The organism is Candidatus Deferrimicrobiaceae bacterium (assembly GCA_036504035.1).
GTDB lineage: Bacteria > Desulfobacterota > Deferrimicrobia > Deferrimicrobiales > Deferrimicrobiaceae > JANXPS01.
Genome location: DASXVV010000009.1, coordinates 372,245 through 387,740, shown reverse-complemented (window position 1 = coordinate 387,740; position 15,496 = coordinate 372,245). Strand labels below are relative to the sequence as shown.

At 66.1% G+C, this 15,496-nt stretch carries 15 protein-coding genes and 1 pseudogene; 12 read left to right on the top strand and 4 right to left on the bottom strand.

Translation table 11 applies throughout. From position 1 onward, the window contains the following. Positions 1-6 precede the first annotated feature (6 nt). From lspA to aroF, 3 genes are read right to left on the bottom strand one after another with little or no spacing between them, the layout of a single operon-like run. Positions 7-513, bottom strand: a complete 507-nt coding sequence (gene lspA, locus VGK27_07510; GenBank protein ID HEY3489950.1) for a signal peptidase II — start codon at positions 511-513, stop codon at positions 7-9. Further along, positions 506-3,289, bottom strand: coding sequence for an isoleucine--tRNA ligase (ileS, locus tag VGK27_07505; protein HEY3489949.1), 2,784 nt, complete (start codon positions 3,287-3,289; stop codon positions 506-508). The genes lspA and ileS overlap by 8 nt, the downstream gene beginning before the upstream one ends. 9 nt (positions 3,290-3,298) lie before the next feature. Further along, on the bottom strand, positions 3,299-4,318 hold the full coding sequence (aroF, locus tag VGK27_07500) for a 3-deoxy-7-phosphoheptulonate synthase (GenBank protein ID HEY3489948.1): 1,020 nt from the start codon (positions 4,316-4,318) through the stop codon (positions 3,299-3,301). Positions 4,319-4,447: 129 nt separating this feature from the next. On the opposite strand from aroF, the gene VGK27_07495 reads away from it, so the two are divergent. The 12 genes and pseudogenes from VGK27_07495 (at position 4,448) to VGK27_07440 (ending at position 14,831) form a co-directional block, all read left to right on the top strand. Beyond that, positions 4,448-5,041, top strand: coding sequence for a porin family protein (locus VGK27_07495; GenBank protein HEY3489947.1), 594 nt, complete (start codon positions 4,448-4,450; stop codon positions 5,039-5,041). After that, on the top strand, positions 5,005-5,955 hold the full coding sequence (locus tag VGK27_07490) for an MTAP family purine nucleoside phosphorylase (GenBank protein HEY3489946.1): 951 nt from the start codon (positions 5,005-5,007) through the stop codon (positions 5,953-5,955). Before VGK27_07495 ends, VGK27_07490 begins: the two co-directional genes overlap by 37 nt. After that, a pseudogene (locus VGK27_07485) lies at positions 5,952-6,518 on the top strand (DUF507 family protein). Before VGK27_07490 ends, VGK27_07485 begins: the two are co-directional and overlap by 4 nt. 132 nt (positions 6,519-6,650) lie before the next feature. Further along, positions 6,651-6,944 (top strand): co-chaperone GroES, encoded by a 294-nt coding sequence (gene groES / locus VGK27_07480; GenBank protein HEY3489945.1) that lies wholly within the window; start codon positions 6,651-6,653, stop codon positions 6,942-6,944. Between the two features lie 49 nt (positions 6,945-6,993). Further along, positions 6,994-8,613, top strand: coding sequence for a chaperonin GroEL (gene groL / locus VGK27_07475; protein HEY3489944.1), 1,620 nt, complete (start codon positions 6,994-6,996; stop codon positions 8,611-8,613). Positions 8,614-8,728: 115 nt separating this feature from the next. After that, the gene (locus VGK27_07470) at positions 8,729-9,007 is read left to right on the top strand and encodes a zinc ribbon domain-containing protein (GenBank protein HEY3489943.1); all 279 of its coding nucleotides are present in this window, start codon (positions 8,729-8,731) and stop codon (positions 9,005-9,007) included. Positions 9,008-9,044: 37 nt separating this feature from the next. Beyond that, positions 9,045-10,502 (top strand): RtcB family protein, encoded by a 1,458-nt coding sequence (locus VGK27_07465; GenBank protein HEY3489942.1) that lies wholly within the window; start codon positions 9,045-9,047, stop codon positions 10,500-10,502. Between the two features lie 2 nt (positions 10,503-10,504). Then, the gene (locus VGK27_07460) at positions 10,505-10,936 is read left to right on the top strand and encodes an archease (GenBank protein HEY3489941.1); all 432 of its coding nucleotides are present in this window, start codon (positions 10,505-10,507) and stop codon (positions 10,934-10,936) included. Positions 10,937-10,988: 52 nt separating this feature from the next. Beyond that, positions 10,989-11,879 (top strand): methylisocitrate lyase, encoded by an 891-nt coding sequence (gene prpB / locus VGK27_07455; GenBank protein HEY3489940.1) that lies wholly within the window; start codon positions 10,989-10,991, stop codon positions 11,877-11,879. After that, positions 11,876-13,021 (top strand): citrate/2-methylcitrate synthase, encoded by a 1,146-nt coding sequence (locus VGK27_07450; GenBank protein ID HEY3489939.1) that lies wholly within the window; start codon positions 11,876-11,878, stop codon positions 13,019-13,021. Before prpB ends, VGK27_07450 begins: the two co-directional genes overlap by 4 nt. Then, entirely contained in the window at positions 13,018-14,466 is a 1,449-nt protein-coding gene (locus tag VGK27_07445) for a bifunctional 2-methylcitrate dehydratase/aconitate hydratase (protein HEY3489938.1), read from the top strand. Before VGK27_07450 ends, VGK27_07445 begins: the two co-directional genes overlap by 4 nt. A gap of 32 nt (positions 14,467-14,498) precedes the next feature. Beyond that, positions 14,499-14,831, top strand: a complete 333-nt coding sequence (locus VGK27_07440; protein ID HEY3489937.1) for a 4a-hydroxytetrahydrobiopterin dehydratase — start codon at positions 14,499-14,501, stop codon at positions 14,829-14,831. 36 nt (positions 14,832-14,867) lie between these two features. Here VGK27_07440 and VGK27_07435 read toward each other — a convergent pair whose 3' ends face one another. Continuing rightward, positions 14,868-15,380: a BCAM0308 family protein gene (locus VGK27_07435; GenBank protein HEY3489936.1), complete on the bottom strand. Its 513-nt coding sequence runs from the start codon at positions 15,378-15,380 to the stop codon at positions 14,868-14,870. Between the last annotated feature and the right edge of the window lie 116 nt (positions 15,381-15,496).

Below are 15,496 nucleotides of genomic sequence, written 5' to 3'. Positions count from 1 at the left end.
TCCGGGTTAATGTTTCGGCTCAAGCAGCAGCTCGATCGCCAGCAGGATGACTCCGGCCGAGATCGCGATGTCGGCGACGTTGAACGCGGGCCAGTGAAACCTCCTCCAATAGACGTCGAGGAAATCGACGACATAGCCGAGGCGGGCGCGATCGGCCAGGTTGCCGACGGCGCCCCCCAAAATAAGCCCCAGCGCGGCCTGGGTGGCGCCCCTTGCGGGCAGGTAGCCCAGGTAGCCGACCACGCCGGCGACGGCCAGAAGCGTGGCGAAAACGAGCGCGGGGACAGACCAGCGCGGGTCCATCCCCGAAAACATGCTGAAGGCGACGCCCGTGTTGTGGACGTGGACGACGTTGAAGAAGCCGGGGATCACGGCCTTTCCCTCGAACAGGCCGAAGGCCCGGACGACCGCCCCCTTGCTCCACTGGTCGAAAAGCGCGACGACGACGGCGATCAGCAGCGGCGCCGCCAGCTTCTTGGGCGTCAGGGAAAACTTTGCCGCGGTCTCACCCACCGATGACCTCGGTACAGCGGGGGCACAGGTCGGGGTTGGATAGCGTCCCGACCGCCGGTTCCTGGTTCCAGCACCGTTCGCACCGTGCCCAGGGCGCCTTCTCGACCTTGATTCGAAGCCCCGGATAGAGGGCGCTCTCGTAGACGCCCTCGCCGGATGGGTCGCCAGCTTCGAGTCCCGAGACGATGAGCGTTTCTTTCAGCGACGACAGGCGGTTTTCGAACAGGTCGGCAAACGGCCCCGGAGCCACCACGACGCGGGCGTGCTGGTCCTTCCCGATCTCCTTCGACTTGCGCGCCGCCTCGAGCGGTTGGGCTGCTTCTGCCTTGAAGGCGAGGATCCGTTCCCATACGGCCGCAACCTCGGCCTCGCCCGGCAGCGGGTCGACCTCGGGGATGTCGGCCAGAAAGACGTTTTCCGGCTTGCCTGGGAAAGCGGGCAGGTAACGCCACGCCTCGTCGGCCGTGAACGACAGGATCGGGGCAATCAGCGGGAGAAACCCCTTCGCGATTTCGAAAAGCGCGGTCTGCGCCGAGCGGCGCGCCGGGTCGTCGACCTTCGAGCAGTAGATCCGGTCCTTGATCGCGTCAAGGTAGAAAGCCGACAGGTCGACGATGCAGAAGTTGTTGAGCGCCTGGTAGATCGTGTGGAACTCGTAGGCGTCGTAGCAGCGGCGCACCTCGACGGCCAGCTTGCGGAAGAGCGCCAGCGCGTACCGGTCCATCTCCTCCATCTTGTCGTGCGGCACCGCGTCGCGCGCCGGCGCGAAGTCGCCGATGTTGGCGAGCAGGTAGCGCACGGTGTTGCGGATCTTCTTGTAGGCCTCGGAAAGCTGGTCGACGATCTCCTTGCTGATGCGGATGTCGCCTTCGCGGAAGTCCTGGGCGCTGACCCAGAGCCGGAGGATCTCGGCGCCGTGCGTCTTGATGATGTCCTGCGGGGCGACGACGTTGCCCTTGGTCTTGGACATCTTCTCGCCCTTGCCGTCGACGACGAAGCCGTGCGTGAGCACCGCCTTGTAGGGTGCGTACCCGCGCGTTCCGATGCCGCACAGGAGTGACGAGTGGAACCACCCCCGGTGCTGGTCGGATCCTTCCAGATAGAGGTCGACCGGGACGCCGAGACTTTCCTTGCCTTCGCAGACAGCCGCCCACGAGACGCCCGAGTCGAACCAGACGTCGAGGATGTCGGTCTCCTTGACGAACGCGGATCCCTTGCACGACGGGCAGGTCGTCCCCGCGGGAAGCAGCTCGGAAACCGGCCGGTTGAACCAGGCGTCGGCCCCTTCCTTTTCGAAGAAGTCGGCGACGCGGTCGATGAGCTTCCGGTCGAGCAGGTGCGTGTTGCACGCCTCGCAGCGGAACACGGCGATCGGCACGCCCCACGACCGCTGGCGCGAGATGCACCAGTCGGGGCGGCCGGAGATCATCCCCTCGATGCGCGCCTGTCCCTTGGCGGGAACCCACTGCACCTTCGCGATGGCGTCGAGCGCCTTCTGCCGCAGCCCGGTCTTGTCCATCGAGACGAACCACTGCGCGGTTGCCCGGAAAACGACGGGGCTCTTGCAGCGCCAGCAATGCGGGTAGGAATGGTCGACGGAACCCGCCTGGACGAGCGCGCCGACCTCGGCGAGTTTCTCGATGACCTTCGGGTTGGCGTCCCAGACGCGCATCCCGGCGAAGAAGGGAACGTCGGCCAGGAAGCGGCCCGCGTCGTCGAGCGGGGCGTAGATGTCGAGCCCGTAGCGGACGCCGGTCTTGTAGTCGTCCTGGCCGTGGCCGGGCGCCGTGTGGACGCAGCCCGTTCCCGCGTCGAGCGTGACATAGTCGGCGAGGACGATGAGCGAATCGCGGTCCAGGAAGGGGTGGCGGCACGTCATCTTGTCGAGGTGCGGGGCGGTGAACGTCGCGAGCTTGACCGCGCCCTCGATGCCGACCGCCTTCGTGAACGATTCGGCCAGCTCTTCGGCGACCACGAGGACTTCGCCCCCCGTTTCGATCGCCGCGTAGGTGAACTCGGGATGGAGCGCGACGCCCAGGTTGGACGGGATCGTCCAGGGGGTCGTCGTCCAGATGACGAAGGAGACCTTCTTGCCGGCGAGCGCGGGGTGGATCGCTTCCGGCGCCCCGTTGAAGGGGAATTTCACGTAGATGGAAGGGGAGGTGTGGTCGGCGTACTCGACCTCGGCCTCGGCCAGCGCGGTCTTGCACGACAGGCACCAGTGGACCGGCTTGTAGCCCTTGTAGACCGCGCCGGCTTCGACGAACTTGCCCAGTTCGCGCAGCGTCGCCGCCTCGTAGTCGAACGTCATCGTCTTGTAGGGATGATCCCAGTCGCCCAGGACGCCCAGCCGCTTGAACTCGTCGCGCTGGATGGCGACGAATTTCTCCGCATACTCGCGGCACATCTTCCGCTTCTCGCCCTTGTCGATCGCCTCTTTCTTTCCCCCCAGGTTCTTGTCGACCTGGTGCTCGATCGGCAGGCCGTGGCAGTCCCATCCCGGGATGTATTCGGCGTAGTGCCCGGTCATCGACTTGTACTTGACGACGACGTCCTTGAGGATCTTGTTGAGCGCATGGCCGATGTGGATGTGACCGTTGGCATAAGGGGGGCCGTCGTGAAGGACGAATTTCCGGTGTCCCTTGCGGCTCTCGACCAGCTTGCGGTAGACATCCTCATTCGCCCACTGCTCGAGAAAGGCGGGCTCGCGCTGCGACAGGTTGCCGCGCATCGGGAAGTCGGTCTGCGGAAGGTTCAGCGTATTTTTGTAGTCCATCGTATTCTCCTAAAGCGTCCGGCCCGCGGCGGCGATGAAGGGGGCGAGCGCCTTCATCAACTCGGCGAACTTCGCGAAATCAAGCGACTGGGGGCCGTCCGACCACGCCTTCTCGGGCGTCGGGTGCACCTCGATCATCAGCCCGTCGGCGCCGGCGGCGACCGAGGCGAGCGCCATCGGCTGGACGTACTGGGCGTGGCCCGTGCCGTGCGACGGGTCGACGATGACGGGAAGGTGCGTGCGCTCGTGGAAGACCGGCACGGCGGAAAGGTCGAGCGTGTTGCGGGTGGCGTCCTCGAAGGTGCGGATGCCGCGCTCGCACAGGATGACGCTGCGGCTGCCCTCGGAGAGGCAGTATTCGGCGCTCATCAGCGTTTCATTGATCGTGGTCATCATGCCGCGCTTGAGCAGGATGGGGCGCTTCGACTTCCCGACCTTCTTGAGCAGCGCGAAATTCTGGACGTTTCTCGCGCCGATCTGGATGATGTCGGCATATTCGGAAACCAATCCGACCTCTTCGGTGTTCATCACTTCGGTGACGACCGGCATCTTCGCGGCGTCGCCCGCCTTGCGCAGCATCTTGAGGCCCTTCTCGCCGTGTCCCTGGAAGGCGTAGGGGCTGGTGCGAGGCTTGAACGCGCCGCCCCGCAGCACCTGGGCGCCGGCGGCCTTGACCGCGTGGGCCGTCTCGATCATCTGGGCCTCGCTCTCGACCGAGCAGGGGCCGGCCATGACGAGCAGCTGCCTCCCGCCGATCGTGACGCCGGGGGCGATCTTGATGACCGACCGCTCGGACTTGATCTCGCGGCTGGCCAGCTTGTAGGGCTTGAGGATCGGAACGACCTGCTCGACGCCCGGCAGCGGCTCGAGCGACTGGAGGATCGCCTTCCCCCGCTCGTCGCCGATCGCGCCGATAACCGTGCGCGTGGTGCCGTAAATGGGGTGGGGGGTGTATCCCAGCTCCTTGATCCGCGCGATGACGGAGGTGATATCCTTTTTCGACGCCGACGGCGCCATGACGATGATCATGAGGCGACTCCTTGCCCGTTTGGGGGATGGCGTCCATTATAGGCGCGCGTCGCTCTTTATTTCTACCCGCTCGGGAGTTATCCTCGAACGGTATGCGGCAGCCGTAAACTCACCAGGAGGTCAGATACCATGAAAAAACGGATTTCAATCCTGATCGCGCTCGCCGCGATGCTTTCGCTGTCGACCGCGGCATTCGCCGCGCGCGGCTTCTCCGGCGGCGCACCGCCTCCTCGCCACGCGCAGTTCGGCGAACCCTACCTCTTCGGGCATTTGGGGATCTTCTCCCCCAACAACGACACCGACGGGCTCGATGGGTTCGACAGCGGCTACAACGTCGACTTCGGCCTCGGCTCGCGCGTCAACGAGAACATCGCCATAGAAGCGAACCTCGGCGCCTACGGCGCGGATGGTCCCGGTGCAGCCAAGGTGTCGGTCGTCCCGCTGACGTTCGGCGCGCGACTGATCTACCCGCAGCCGGTCGTCGAACCGTACATCGGTCTGGGGCTCGGCTTCTATCGCTCCAATCTGGACAACCCGATCGGCATCAGCGATTCCGACACCAATTTCGGCGGCTACCTGTCGCTCGGAGCCGACGCCTGGCTCAACCCCAAGATCGCCCTCAACTTCGAAGGGAAGTACCACATCGTCGAGTCCACCTATTTCGGACAGGACGTCAATGTCGGCGGCTGGACGGTCAATCTCGGCGTCCGGGTCGGTTTCTGAAGACAGCGTCCAAGGCAGAGCCCCGGACCCTCCTGCTCGGAGGGTCCGGCGGCTACGCCCTCCCCGAGGGAACGCTCGGCGTCCGGCTCGCTCCCCCGCGACGGGTCCGTACGCCGTACGGCCTTTCCAATCCGGTCCACCTTCACGAAAAAGACGGCTTTCGTTACTATTTCCTCTCCCGGCACGGCGAGCACGGCTACGAGACCACGGCGCCGTACGTCAACTACCGGGCCAACATTTACGCTGCGAAATCGCTGGGCGTGACAAGGATCATCGCCTGGTCGGGCCCCGGCTCCATTTCTCCGAAATACCGTCCCGGCGACCTCGTGCTCCCCGACGATCTGCTTGATTTCACCAAGAACCGCCCCTCGACCTTCTACGAAGGGAAGGGGATCGGCTTCATCCGGCAGTTCCCCGTTTTTTGCGAGCCGATCCGCACTGCATTGCAGGCGGCATGGGGAAAAGGGATCGCGGGTCACAAGATGCACGGTGACGGCGTCTACGCCTGCACCGAGGGGCCGCGCCTGGAGACGCCCGCCGAGATCCGCTTCTACGGACGGGCGGGGGGCGACCTGGTCGGGATGACGCTGTGCCCCGAGGCGTTCCTCGCGCGCGAGCTCGAGATCTGCTACGCGCCGGTGCTCTACGTCACCAACTACGCCGAAGGGGTCAAGGCGCTTCCCTACGAGAAGGGGGCGCTGTTCGAGGGGATGCTGCCCGCGGAGCAGGCCGGGCGCGTCGAGGCGGCCAAGAACGCGATTCCCGCGCTGGCGATCGCGGCGGCCAGGGCGCTCGATGCGAGCCCGCGCGATTGCCCGTGCTCTGTTGCCATGGAACGGTACCGCCGTCGCGGCGCGATCGGCGACGATTTCCGGGATTGGGTCGCAAGGCCGAAGGGGAGGGGAAAGGGATGAGATTCACCGAGGACGCCGCAAAACGGATCTGCCGGGCGACGCTCACGCGCTGGAGCGCCAAGGGGATGATCCGCAAGAAGGGGACCGACGAGGCGCTGATCGCGGCGATGACCGCGGCCATCATGGCCGACATCGGGCGGGAAGAGGCGCTCGACCGGGAAGTCGAGGCGCTGCTCGAGAAGCATTCGCAGGAGCTCAACGCGACACAGGCCAACGCCCGCCTGCTGTTCCAGAAGATCAAGCAGCGCCTCGCCGAAGAGCGCGGCATCGTCCTTTAAAGGAGACGCGGGATGACCATTTCCAACGACCGGCGCGGCCACTGGGCTCACTTGCAAATGACACGACTGAAGAATGACGGGCTCGCCGAGTTTCCCGATCCCGCCGCCGCCCAGCGCGAGGCCCGCGCGGTCCTCGACGCCTACGCGAAGGCGACCGACGAAGCCGACGACGCCGCGCGCGCCAAGATCTCGAAGCAGGTCAAACGGGTCCCCGAGGGCGGCCGCGAATGGGAGATCCTCTACCGCAAGTACTTCGAAGAGGAAATGACCCGCCGCAACCTGTAGTCCCGTCCCTTCCGCGCTTTCCCCCTTGACACGATTCCGGGGGCGTTTTATATTCCTTGTTAGCACTCGACGTGAACGAGTGCTAACAGCCGTCAGGCAATCAACCCCCATCACGAAATAGGAGGATGCGACATGAGTGTCAAGCCATTGCAGGACAGGATCCTGGTCAAGCGGGTCGAAGAAGAGACGAAGACCAAGGGCGGGATCATCATCCCCGACAGCGCCAAGGAAAAGCCGCAGGAAGCGCTGGTCGTGGCCGTCGGCCCCGGCAAGGTGACCGACAACGGCACGCTCGTCGCCCCGGGCGTCAAGGCCGGCGACAAGATCCTGTTCGGAAAGTACTCGGGCACCGAGATCAAGATCGAGGGCGTCGAGCACCTGATCCTGCGCGAAGACGACATCCTGGCCGTCATCACCGGCAAGTAATCCGGAAATTATTACATTCACCCATAAGTTCAAGAGGAGGTAGTTCACGATGGCGAAGATTCTCAAGTTCAGCGAAGAAGCGCGCGGCGCGATCAAGGTCGGCGTCGACGCATTGGCCGATGCGGTCAAGGTGACGCTGGGACCCCGCGGCCGCAATGTCATCATCGAGAAGTCGTTCGGCTCCCCGCTGGTCACCAAGGACGGCGTGACGGTGGCCAAGGAAGTCGAGCTTTCCGACAAGTTCGAGAACATGGGCGCGCAGATGGTCAAGGAAGTCGCCTCCAAGACGAGCGACGTGGCCGGCGACGGCACCACCACCGCCACCGTGCTCGCGCAGGCGATCTATCGTGAGGGCGCCAAGCTGGTCGCCGCCGGCTTCAACCCGATGTCGCTCAAGCGCGGCATCGACAAGGCCGTCGAGGCGGTCTCGGGCGAGCTCAAGAAGATGAGCAAGGCCACGAAGGACCCCAAGGAAATCGCGCAGGTCGGCACCATCTCGGCCAACAACGACGAGACGATCGGCAACATCATCTCCGAGGCGATGGCCAAGGTCGGCAAGGAAGGCGTCATCACGGTCGAGGAAGCCAAGGGGATGGAAACCACCCTCGAGATCGTCGAAGGCATGCAGTTCGACCGCGGCTACTCCTCGCCCTACTTCGTGACCGATCCCGAGCGCATGGAAGCCGTCCTCGAGGATCCGTTCATCCTCATCTACGAGAAGAAGATCTCCAACATGAAGGACCTGCTCCCGCTGCTCGAGCAGATCGCCCGCTCCAGCCGCCCGCTGCTCATCATCGCCGAGGACGTCGAGGGTGAAGCGCTCGCAACGCTGGTCGTCAACAAGCTGCGCGGCACGCTTAACGCGATGGCGGTCAAGGCGCCGGGCTTCGGCGACCGCCGCAAGGCCATGCTCGAGGACATCGCCGTCCTCACCGGCGGCAAGTGCATCGCCGAAGAGCTGGGCGTCAAGCTCGAAGCGGTCCAGCTGACCGACCTCGGCCGCGCCAAGCGCGTCGTCATCGACAAGGAGAACACCACCATCGTCGACGGCGCCGGCAAGAAGGCCGATATCGAAGGGCGCGTCAAGCAGATCAGGGCGCAGATCGAGGAGACCACCTCCGACTACGACAAGGAAAAGCTGCAGGAACGTCTCGCCAAGCTGGTCGGCGGCGTGGCCGTCATCAACGTCGGCGCGGCGACCGAGTCCGAGATGAAGGAAAAGAAGGCGCGCGTCGAGGACGCCCTCCATGCGACCCGTGCGGCGGTCGAGGAAGGCATCATCGCGGGCGGCGGCGTCGCGTACATCCGCGCGGCGGCCGTGCTCGAGACCCTCAAGCTCGACCACGAAGAAGCGGCGGGCGTCGACATCGTCAAGCGGGCGCTGTTCGAGCCGGCACGCCAGATCGCGGTCAACGCGGGCCAGGACGGCGGCGTGATCGTCGACAAGATCAAGAGCGGCAAGGGCAGCTTCGGCTACAACGCCCGCACCGACGAGTTCGAAGACCTGATCAAGGCCGGCATCCTCGATCCGACCAAGGTCACCCGCGTCGCGCTGCTCAATGCGTCGTCCGTGGCGGGCCTCATGATCACGACCGAGTGCGCGATCTCCGAGAAGCCCGAGGAGAAGCCGCAGATGCCCCCGATGCCTCCGGGCGGCGGGATGTACTAGGAAGGCCAGGCCGGCGCGCGCTTCGAACCGAAGCGGGAGCAAAGGCATCGAACCAGAGGGGGCCGGGCCGTGAGGGCTCGGCCCCTTTTCCACGTCGAACCAAGGAGAAACAGCCGTGCCGATCTATGAATACCAGTGCCGCAAATGCGAGAAGGTGACCGAGCAGATCCAGGGCTACGACGATCCGGGGCCCATCTGTCCTTCCTGTGGCGGCAAGACCGATCGCGTGATGTCCGAAAGCTCTTTCCAGTTGAAGGGATCCGGCTGGTACAAGACCGATTATGCCAGCAAGTCGGTCGAGGGCAAGCACCACCGGAAACCGGCGCCGTGCGCCGAAGGAAAGGCCGAGGGGGCTCCCGCCTGCGCGGGTTGTCCGAAGGCGGCTTCCGAGTAACGCCCGACGCTTGATCCGTGTGGGGAGGTCAATGAACATGCCGCTCCCTGCTTTGATCCACAGAATCTCCCCGACCGTCTGGGAGCTGCCCCCTTCCCACAAGAAGGGGATGCGGGTCCCGGCCCGCTTCGTCGCCTCGCGTTCGCTCCTCGAGCGGATGGACGACGGCGTCTTCGCGCAGACCGCCAACGTGGCCTGCCTCCCCGGAATCCTGAAATATGCGTGGTGCATGCCCGACGGCCATTGGGGGTACGGTTTCCCCATCGGGGGCGTGGCCGCGATGGACCCGGAATCCGGGGTGATCTCCCCCGGCGGGATCGGCTTCGACATCAACTGCGGGATGCGGCTTATCCGGACGAACCTGACCGAGGACGAGGTCCGGCCCCGGATCCGAGAACTGGTCGACCTGCTCTTCGCCCGGATCCCGACCGGCGTGGGTTGCTCTGGTACGGTCAAGATGACCCGGAGCGGCTTTCGCGACGTCCTCGAGAAGGGATCCCGGTGGTGCCTGAAAAACGGCTACGCCTGGCCCGAAGACCTCACGATGACGGAGGAAGAGGGCTGCTACGCCGGCGCCGACGCCGCCGCCTGCAGCGAGAAGGCGATCGAGCGGGGGTACGACCAGCTCGGCACTGCCGGTTCGGGCAACCACTACTGCGAGGTCCAGGTCGTCCGGCCCGAAAACGTGTTCGATCCCGGTACTGCCCGGAGCTTCGGCATCACCCTCCCCAACCAGATCTTCGTGATGTTCCATTGCGGCAGCCGCGGCTTCGGCCATCAGGTGGCGACCGACTCCCTCAACGCTTTCCTCAAGGTCATGACGCCGAAATACGGGATCCATCTCGACGACCGCGAACTGGCGTGCGCCCCGTTCCGGTCGCCCGAGGGGCAGGCCTACCACAAGGCGATGAAATGCGCGGTCAACATGGGATTCGCCAACCGGCAGGTCATCACGCACCGCATCCGGGAAGCGTTTTCCGTCGTCTTCCGCCGTTCCCCCGAGGATCTCGACATGCGCATGGTTTACGACGTGGCGCACAACACCGCCAAGCTCGAGCGGCACGCGATCGACGGCGCGATGCGCGAGGTGCTGGTCCACCGAAAGGGCGCCACCCGCGCCTTCCCGCCCGGGATGGCCGGCATTCCCGACGCCTATCGCGAGACGGGCCAGCCGGTGATCATCGGCGGCAGCATGGAAACCGGCTCCTACCTGCTTGTCGCCGAGAAGGGCGCGGCCGACACCTTCTATACGACGGCGCACGGCAGCGGCCGGACGATGAGCCGTCACGAGGCGAAGAAGCGGGTGCGCGGGAAGGCGCTGCTGGACGGGATGGCCGAGCGCGGAATCTACGTCCGGACCGATTCGTACGGAGGCCTGGCCGAGGAGGCGGGGCTGGCCTACAAAGACATCGACGAGATCGCCGAGACGACCGAGGCCGCCGGCCTCAGCCGCCGGGTGGCCAAGATGATCCCGCTCGGCAACATCAAGGGTTGAGCGTGCCCTTCCGATTCCTCCCGAAGGTGGCCTTGGCCGACGTCGCGTTTGCGGCGTGGGGGGACAGCCGGGAGGGGATGTTCTCCGCCTGCGCCGAGGCGCTCCTCCGGACGATGGTCGAACGGCCCGAAACGGTCGCGCGGAGCGAGACGCGGTCCGTTAGGCTATCGAACGGCGCGCTCGACCTGCTGCTCTTCGAATTCCTCCAGGAGCTGGTTTTCCTGAAGGATGCGAGGCTTCTCCTCGTGCATCCCGATGCCTTGCGCATCACGGAAGGGGAGGGCGGCTACGCCCTCGAGGCGCGGCTCATCGGGGAGCGGATCGACCGGGCCCGGCATCCCTTGCTCGTAGACGTCAAGGCGGTTACGCTGCACCGGCTCGCCGTCGCCCGGGTGCGCGGTCGCTGGAAGGCGACCGTCGTGCTCGACGTCTAGAACTCGCACTACCCCGCAAGGCATCCAATAGACGGATGAAAAGGAGCAAACGATGGTGAATCCGGTTACGCCCGGAGCGCTGCTGCGCCGGGCCATCGAGGAGGAAAGCCCGCTCCAGGTAATGGGGGCGATCGATGCCTACGCGGCGATGATGGCGGAACGGGCCGGCTTCCGGGCGCTCTACCTCTCCGGGGCCGGCGTTGCCAACGCGGCGCTGGGGTTGCCCGACTTGGGGATGACCTCGCTCGACACCGTGCTCGAGGAGACGCGCCGGATCACCGGCGCGAGCCGCCTTCCGCTGTTGGTCGACGCGGAGACGGGGTGGGGGCACGCCTTCGCGATCGCCCGGACCGTCCGGGAGATGACGCGGGCGGGCGCGGCGGGAATCCACATCGAGGACCAGGTGGCAGCGAAGCGGTGCGGCCACCGCCCCGGCAAGCAGCTCGCATCGCCGGGCGAGATGGTCGACCGGATCAAGGCGGCGGTCGACGGCCGGACCGACCCGTCGTTCGTGATCATGGCCCGGACCGACGCGGTGGCGATCGAGGGGCTGGAAGCGGCCGTCGAGCGGGCCGGCCGCTACCGGGAGGCGGGGGCCGACATGATCTTTCCCGAGGCGCTGGCCGACCTTTCCCATTACCGGCGGTTCGTCGACATCGTCGGCGTGCCGGTCCTTGCCAACATGACCGAATTCGGCGTCACCCCCCTCTACACCGTCGAAGAGCTGCGCAGCGTCGGTGTCCGGCTCGCGCTCTACCCGCTTTCCGCCTTCCGGGCGATGGCAGCCGCGGGACAGGCGGTCTTCCGGGCGATCCGCTCCGAAGGGACCCAGCGGAACGTCCTGGGGAGCATGCAGACGCGGGCCGAGATGTACGACATCATCGGATACGAAGACTACGAGCGAAAACTGGATGCGCTGTTCGGAAAGGAGGATCCGTCATGACCGAACATGCTTATAGCGCCGGGCTCGAAGGGGTCGTCGCCGGGGAGACGGCGATCAGCACGGTCGGCAAGAAGGGAAGGGGACTCAGCTATCGAGGCTATCCGATCGAGGAGCTGGCCACGCACGTCTCGTTCGAGGAAGTGGCCCATCTCCTGATCCACGGGAATCTGCCCGGCCGTGAAGAACTGGAGGCCTACCGCCTGTGCCTGCGCGGGATGCGGCGGTTGCCCGGCCCGCTGAAAATCATCCTCGAGGAGCTGCCCGGAACATCCCACCCGATGGACGTCCTCCGCACCGGCTGCTCGGCGATCGGCACGCTCGAACCCGAACGGGAGAAGCACGATGCGCGCGACATCGCCGACCGTCTGCTGTCGGCGCTTCCCGGCATGCTTCTCTACTGGCACCATTACCATCACAACGGACACCGCGTCGACACCGACTCGGGCGAAGAGACGCTGGCCGGCCACATCCTGCACCTGCTCCACGGCCGGACGGTCCGCGACCTCCACCGGCGCGCGCTCGACGTGTCGCTGATCCTTTACGCAGAGCACGAGTTCAACGCCTCCACCTTCTCCGCCCGCGTCACCGCATCGACGCTGACCGATTTCTACTCGGCGGTGACTTCGGCGATCGGAACGCTGCGCGGGCCGCTGCACGGGGGCGCCAACGAGGAGGCGATGCGGCTGATCGACCGGTTCGCCACGCCCGACGAGGCGGCGGTCGCGGTCCGCGCCATGCTGGCCGGCGGCGAGAAGATCATGGGATTCGGCCACCGGATCTACCGGAAGGCGCCCGATCCCCGATCGGCCATCATCAAGGAGTGGTCCCGCAAGCTCGCGGAATCGGCCGGCGACCTGCGGCTGTTCCGGGTCTCCGAAAGGATCGAGACGCTGGTCCGCGAAGAGAAGGGGCTCTACCCGAACCTCGATTTCTACAGCGCCTCGGCCTATCACCATTGCGGCATTCCCAGCGGCATGTTCACCCCGGTCTTCGTGTTCGCCCGGGTCGCCGGCTGGGCGGCGCACATCATCGAGCAGCGGGCGTCGAACCGGATCTTCCGCCCCGTCGCCGATTACGTCGGCCCCGGGCCGCGGGCGGTCGAGCCGATCCGGCAGCGCGCGGGAGGGGCGCACGCGGCATGACAACGGCCCCCGAATCCAACCTCCGTCCCGAGCCCGACCGGGAGATGGTCGAGATCGCCGATTACGTGCTTTCCGGCACCGTCGGGAGCGCCGAGGCGTACGAGACGGCCTGCCTCGTGCTGCTCGACGCGCTCGGATGCGCCCTGCTTGCCCTCCGCTTCCCGGCCTGCGCCCGGATGCTGGGGCCTGTCGTTCCCGGAACGGTCGTCCCCGACGGGGTCCGGGTTCCCGGCACGTCGCACGTCCTCGATCCCGTCCAGGGCGCCTTCGACATCGGCGCCCAGATCCGGTGGCTCGACTACAACGACGCGTGGCTGGCGGCCGAGTGGGGGCATCCCTCCGATAACCTGGGAGGGATCCTGGCGGTCTCGGATCACGTCAGCCGGCGAAACCGCCGCGCGGGCGCCGCGCCTCTGGTCATGGGGGACGTCCTGACGTCCATGATCCGGGCGCACGAGATTCAGGGGATCATGGCGCTCGAGAACGGTTTCAACCGCGTCGGGCTCGACCACGTGGTCCTGGTGAAGCTCGCGACGGCCGCGGTGGCAACGCGGCTTCTGGGCGGCGGGCGCGAGGCGATCGTCAACGCCCTTTCGAACGTCTGGGTCGACGGGCAGGCGCTGCGGACCTACCGGCACGCCCCGAACACGGGCCCCCGGAAGTCGTGGGCCGCGGCCGACGCGACGAGCCGGGGCGTCCGGCTGGCGATGCTGGCGGCTGCGGGAGAGCCCGGATATCCGGGCGCCCTGACCGCGAAGGAGTGGGGGTTCTACGATGTCTCCTTCCGGGGCGGGTCCTTCAGCCGTCCGCGGCCGTACGGGTCTTACGTGATGGAGAACGTCCTGTTTAAGGTGTCGTTCCCGGCCGAGTTCCACGCCCAGACGGCCGTCGAGTGCGCCCTGGCGCTGCACCCGGCCGTTCGGGAGCGGCTGGGCGAGATCGGGCGGGTCGTCATCGAGACGCAGGAGTCGGCGGTTCGCATCATCAGCAAGCGCGGTCCGCTCTACAACCCGGCCGACCGCGACCATTGCCTGCAATATATGACGGCGATCGGCCTGATCTTCGGGCGCCTGACCGCCGACGATTACGAGGACGCCGTGGCGGGCGACCCGCGCATCGACGCCTTGCGGGAAAAGATGGAAGTCGTCGAGGAGCCCCGCTATTCGCAGGACTACCTGAACCCCGCCAAGCGGTCCATTGCCAACGCGGTCCAAGTGTTCTTCCGGGATGGGAGCGCGACCTGCCGAGTCGAGGTCGAGTACCCCGTCGGGCACCGGCGCCGGCGAAGCGAGGCGCTGCCGCTGCTCCTGCGGAAGGCCCGCGAAAACCTCGCGACGCGGCTCCCGGCCGAGCGGGTCGAGACGCTCGTCGCGCTTTGCCTCGACCGGGCCCGGCTGTCCGCGATGCCGGTCGACGAATTCATGGCGCTGACGACGGCGCCGTGAGCGTTCGCCTCATTTCAAGGGAGGTGGGAAGCATGAAGCTCGAGGAAATGATCTGCGTTCCCTGTCGGGGCGGCGTCGCGCCGCTGACGGCGGTAGAGTCCGAAGCGAAGATCGCGGAACTTCCGGGATGGACGCTCGAGGATGCGTCGACCCGGATCTCCCGGACCTTCCGTTTCCCCGATTTCGTGTCGGCGCTCGGGTTTGCCCGGAAAGTCGGCGCGATCGCGGAGGAGCAGAAGCATCATCCCGACATCGCACTGGGGTGGGGCTACTGCACGGTCTCTTTCCAGACGCACAAGATCCACGGCCTGCATGAGAACGACTTCATCATGGCGGCCAGGGTGAACGCCGCGGCGACTGCCTGATCGATCGCTTTCTGGCCTGTTCCTTCGATCTGGGCGTCAGGCGTCCCGGATCCAGCGGACCCTGAGCAACTTGGTGTAGTCGGACCAGGTGTACTCGAGATCGCCCTGGCACGCCTTGTGGACTTCCCGCCCGATCCGCTGCGCCAGCTTCTCGTCGGTGGTCGCGATCTCGACGCGCCCGCCGACCTCGGTGAGCGACATGATGCGCGCCATCGGGTTGGTGGACATGGCCCGCTTCTCCTCGTTCCGGACGATGCAGAGAATCTCGTCGTGGTGGAATGCCAGGAAGCCGCCCTCGAGGGAGACCAGGCCGAAGGGGAATCCGTCGGCGATCTTCCGGCAGGCAGGGCAGTGGTGGCGATCCACGCCTTCCTCCTTCATCAGCATCCGGGCCTTCCGGGGATCGAGGGTCCAGCGGTGGCCCTCCCTGACGGCGTTGCAGCCTGGGCAGACGCCCAAGGCAGGTGCTGCCTTCCGAGGCATGTAGGGGTCGGTGTCGCGGGTGACATTCTTCCGGCTTGCGGGATTGAACCTGGCAGTGGACAACATGCCCGTACCTCCATTTCCCCGTTGCGGGGCGTTCGGCGGGTTGACGGGGCTTCCTGGCCTGGTTCCATTATACCGCCCAATGGTGTAAAAGTGAGAGTTCACCATTCATCCCGGAG

Excerpts from the sequence above, each read along its gene's own strand:
- VGK27_07465 (HEY3489942.1), top strand. The coding sequence starts at position 9,045 with ATGCCGCTCCCTGCTTTGATCCACAGAATCTCCCCGACCGTCTGGGAG.
- groL (HEY3489944.1), top strand. The coding sequence starts at position 6,994 with ATGGCGAAGATTCTCAAGTTCAGCGAAGAAGCGCGCGGCGCGATCAAG.
- aroF (HEY3489948.1), bottom strand. The coding sequence starts at position 4,318 with ATGATCATCGTCATGGCGCCGTCGGCGTCGAAAAAGGATATCACCTCC.
- VGK27_07445 (HEY3489938.1), top strand. The coding sequence starts at position 13,018 with ATGACAACGGCCCCCGAATCCAACCTCCGTCCCGAGCCCGACCGGGAG.
- VGK27_07495 (HEY3489947.1), top strand. The coding sequence starts at position 4,448 with ATGAAAAAACGGATTTCAATCCTGATCGCGCTCGCCGCGATGCTTTCG.
- VGK27_07450 (HEY3489939.1), top strand. The coding sequence starts at position 11,876 with ATGACCGAACATGCTTATAGCGCCGGGCTCGAAGGGGTCGTCGCCGGG.
- VGK27_07440 (HEY3489937.1), top strand. The coding sequence starts at position 14,499 with ATGAAGCTCGAGGAAATGATCTGCGTTCCCTGTCGGGGCGGCGTCGCG.
- prpB (HEY3489940.1), top strand. The coding sequence starts at position 10,989 with ATGGTGAATCCGGTTACGCCCGGAGCGCTGCTGCGCCGGGCCATCGAG.
- ileS (HEY3489949.1), bottom strand. The coding sequence starts at position 3,289 with ATGGACTACAAAAATACGCTGAACCTTCCGCAGACCGACTTCCCGATG.
- VGK27_07435 (HEY3489936.1), bottom strand. The coding sequence starts at position 15,380 with ATGTTGTCCACTGCCAGGTTCAATCCCGCAAGCCGGAAGAATGTCACC.
- groES (HEY3489945.1), top strand. The coding sequence starts at position 6,651 with ATGAGTGTCAAGCCATTGCAGGACAGGATCCTGGTCAAGCGGGTCGAA.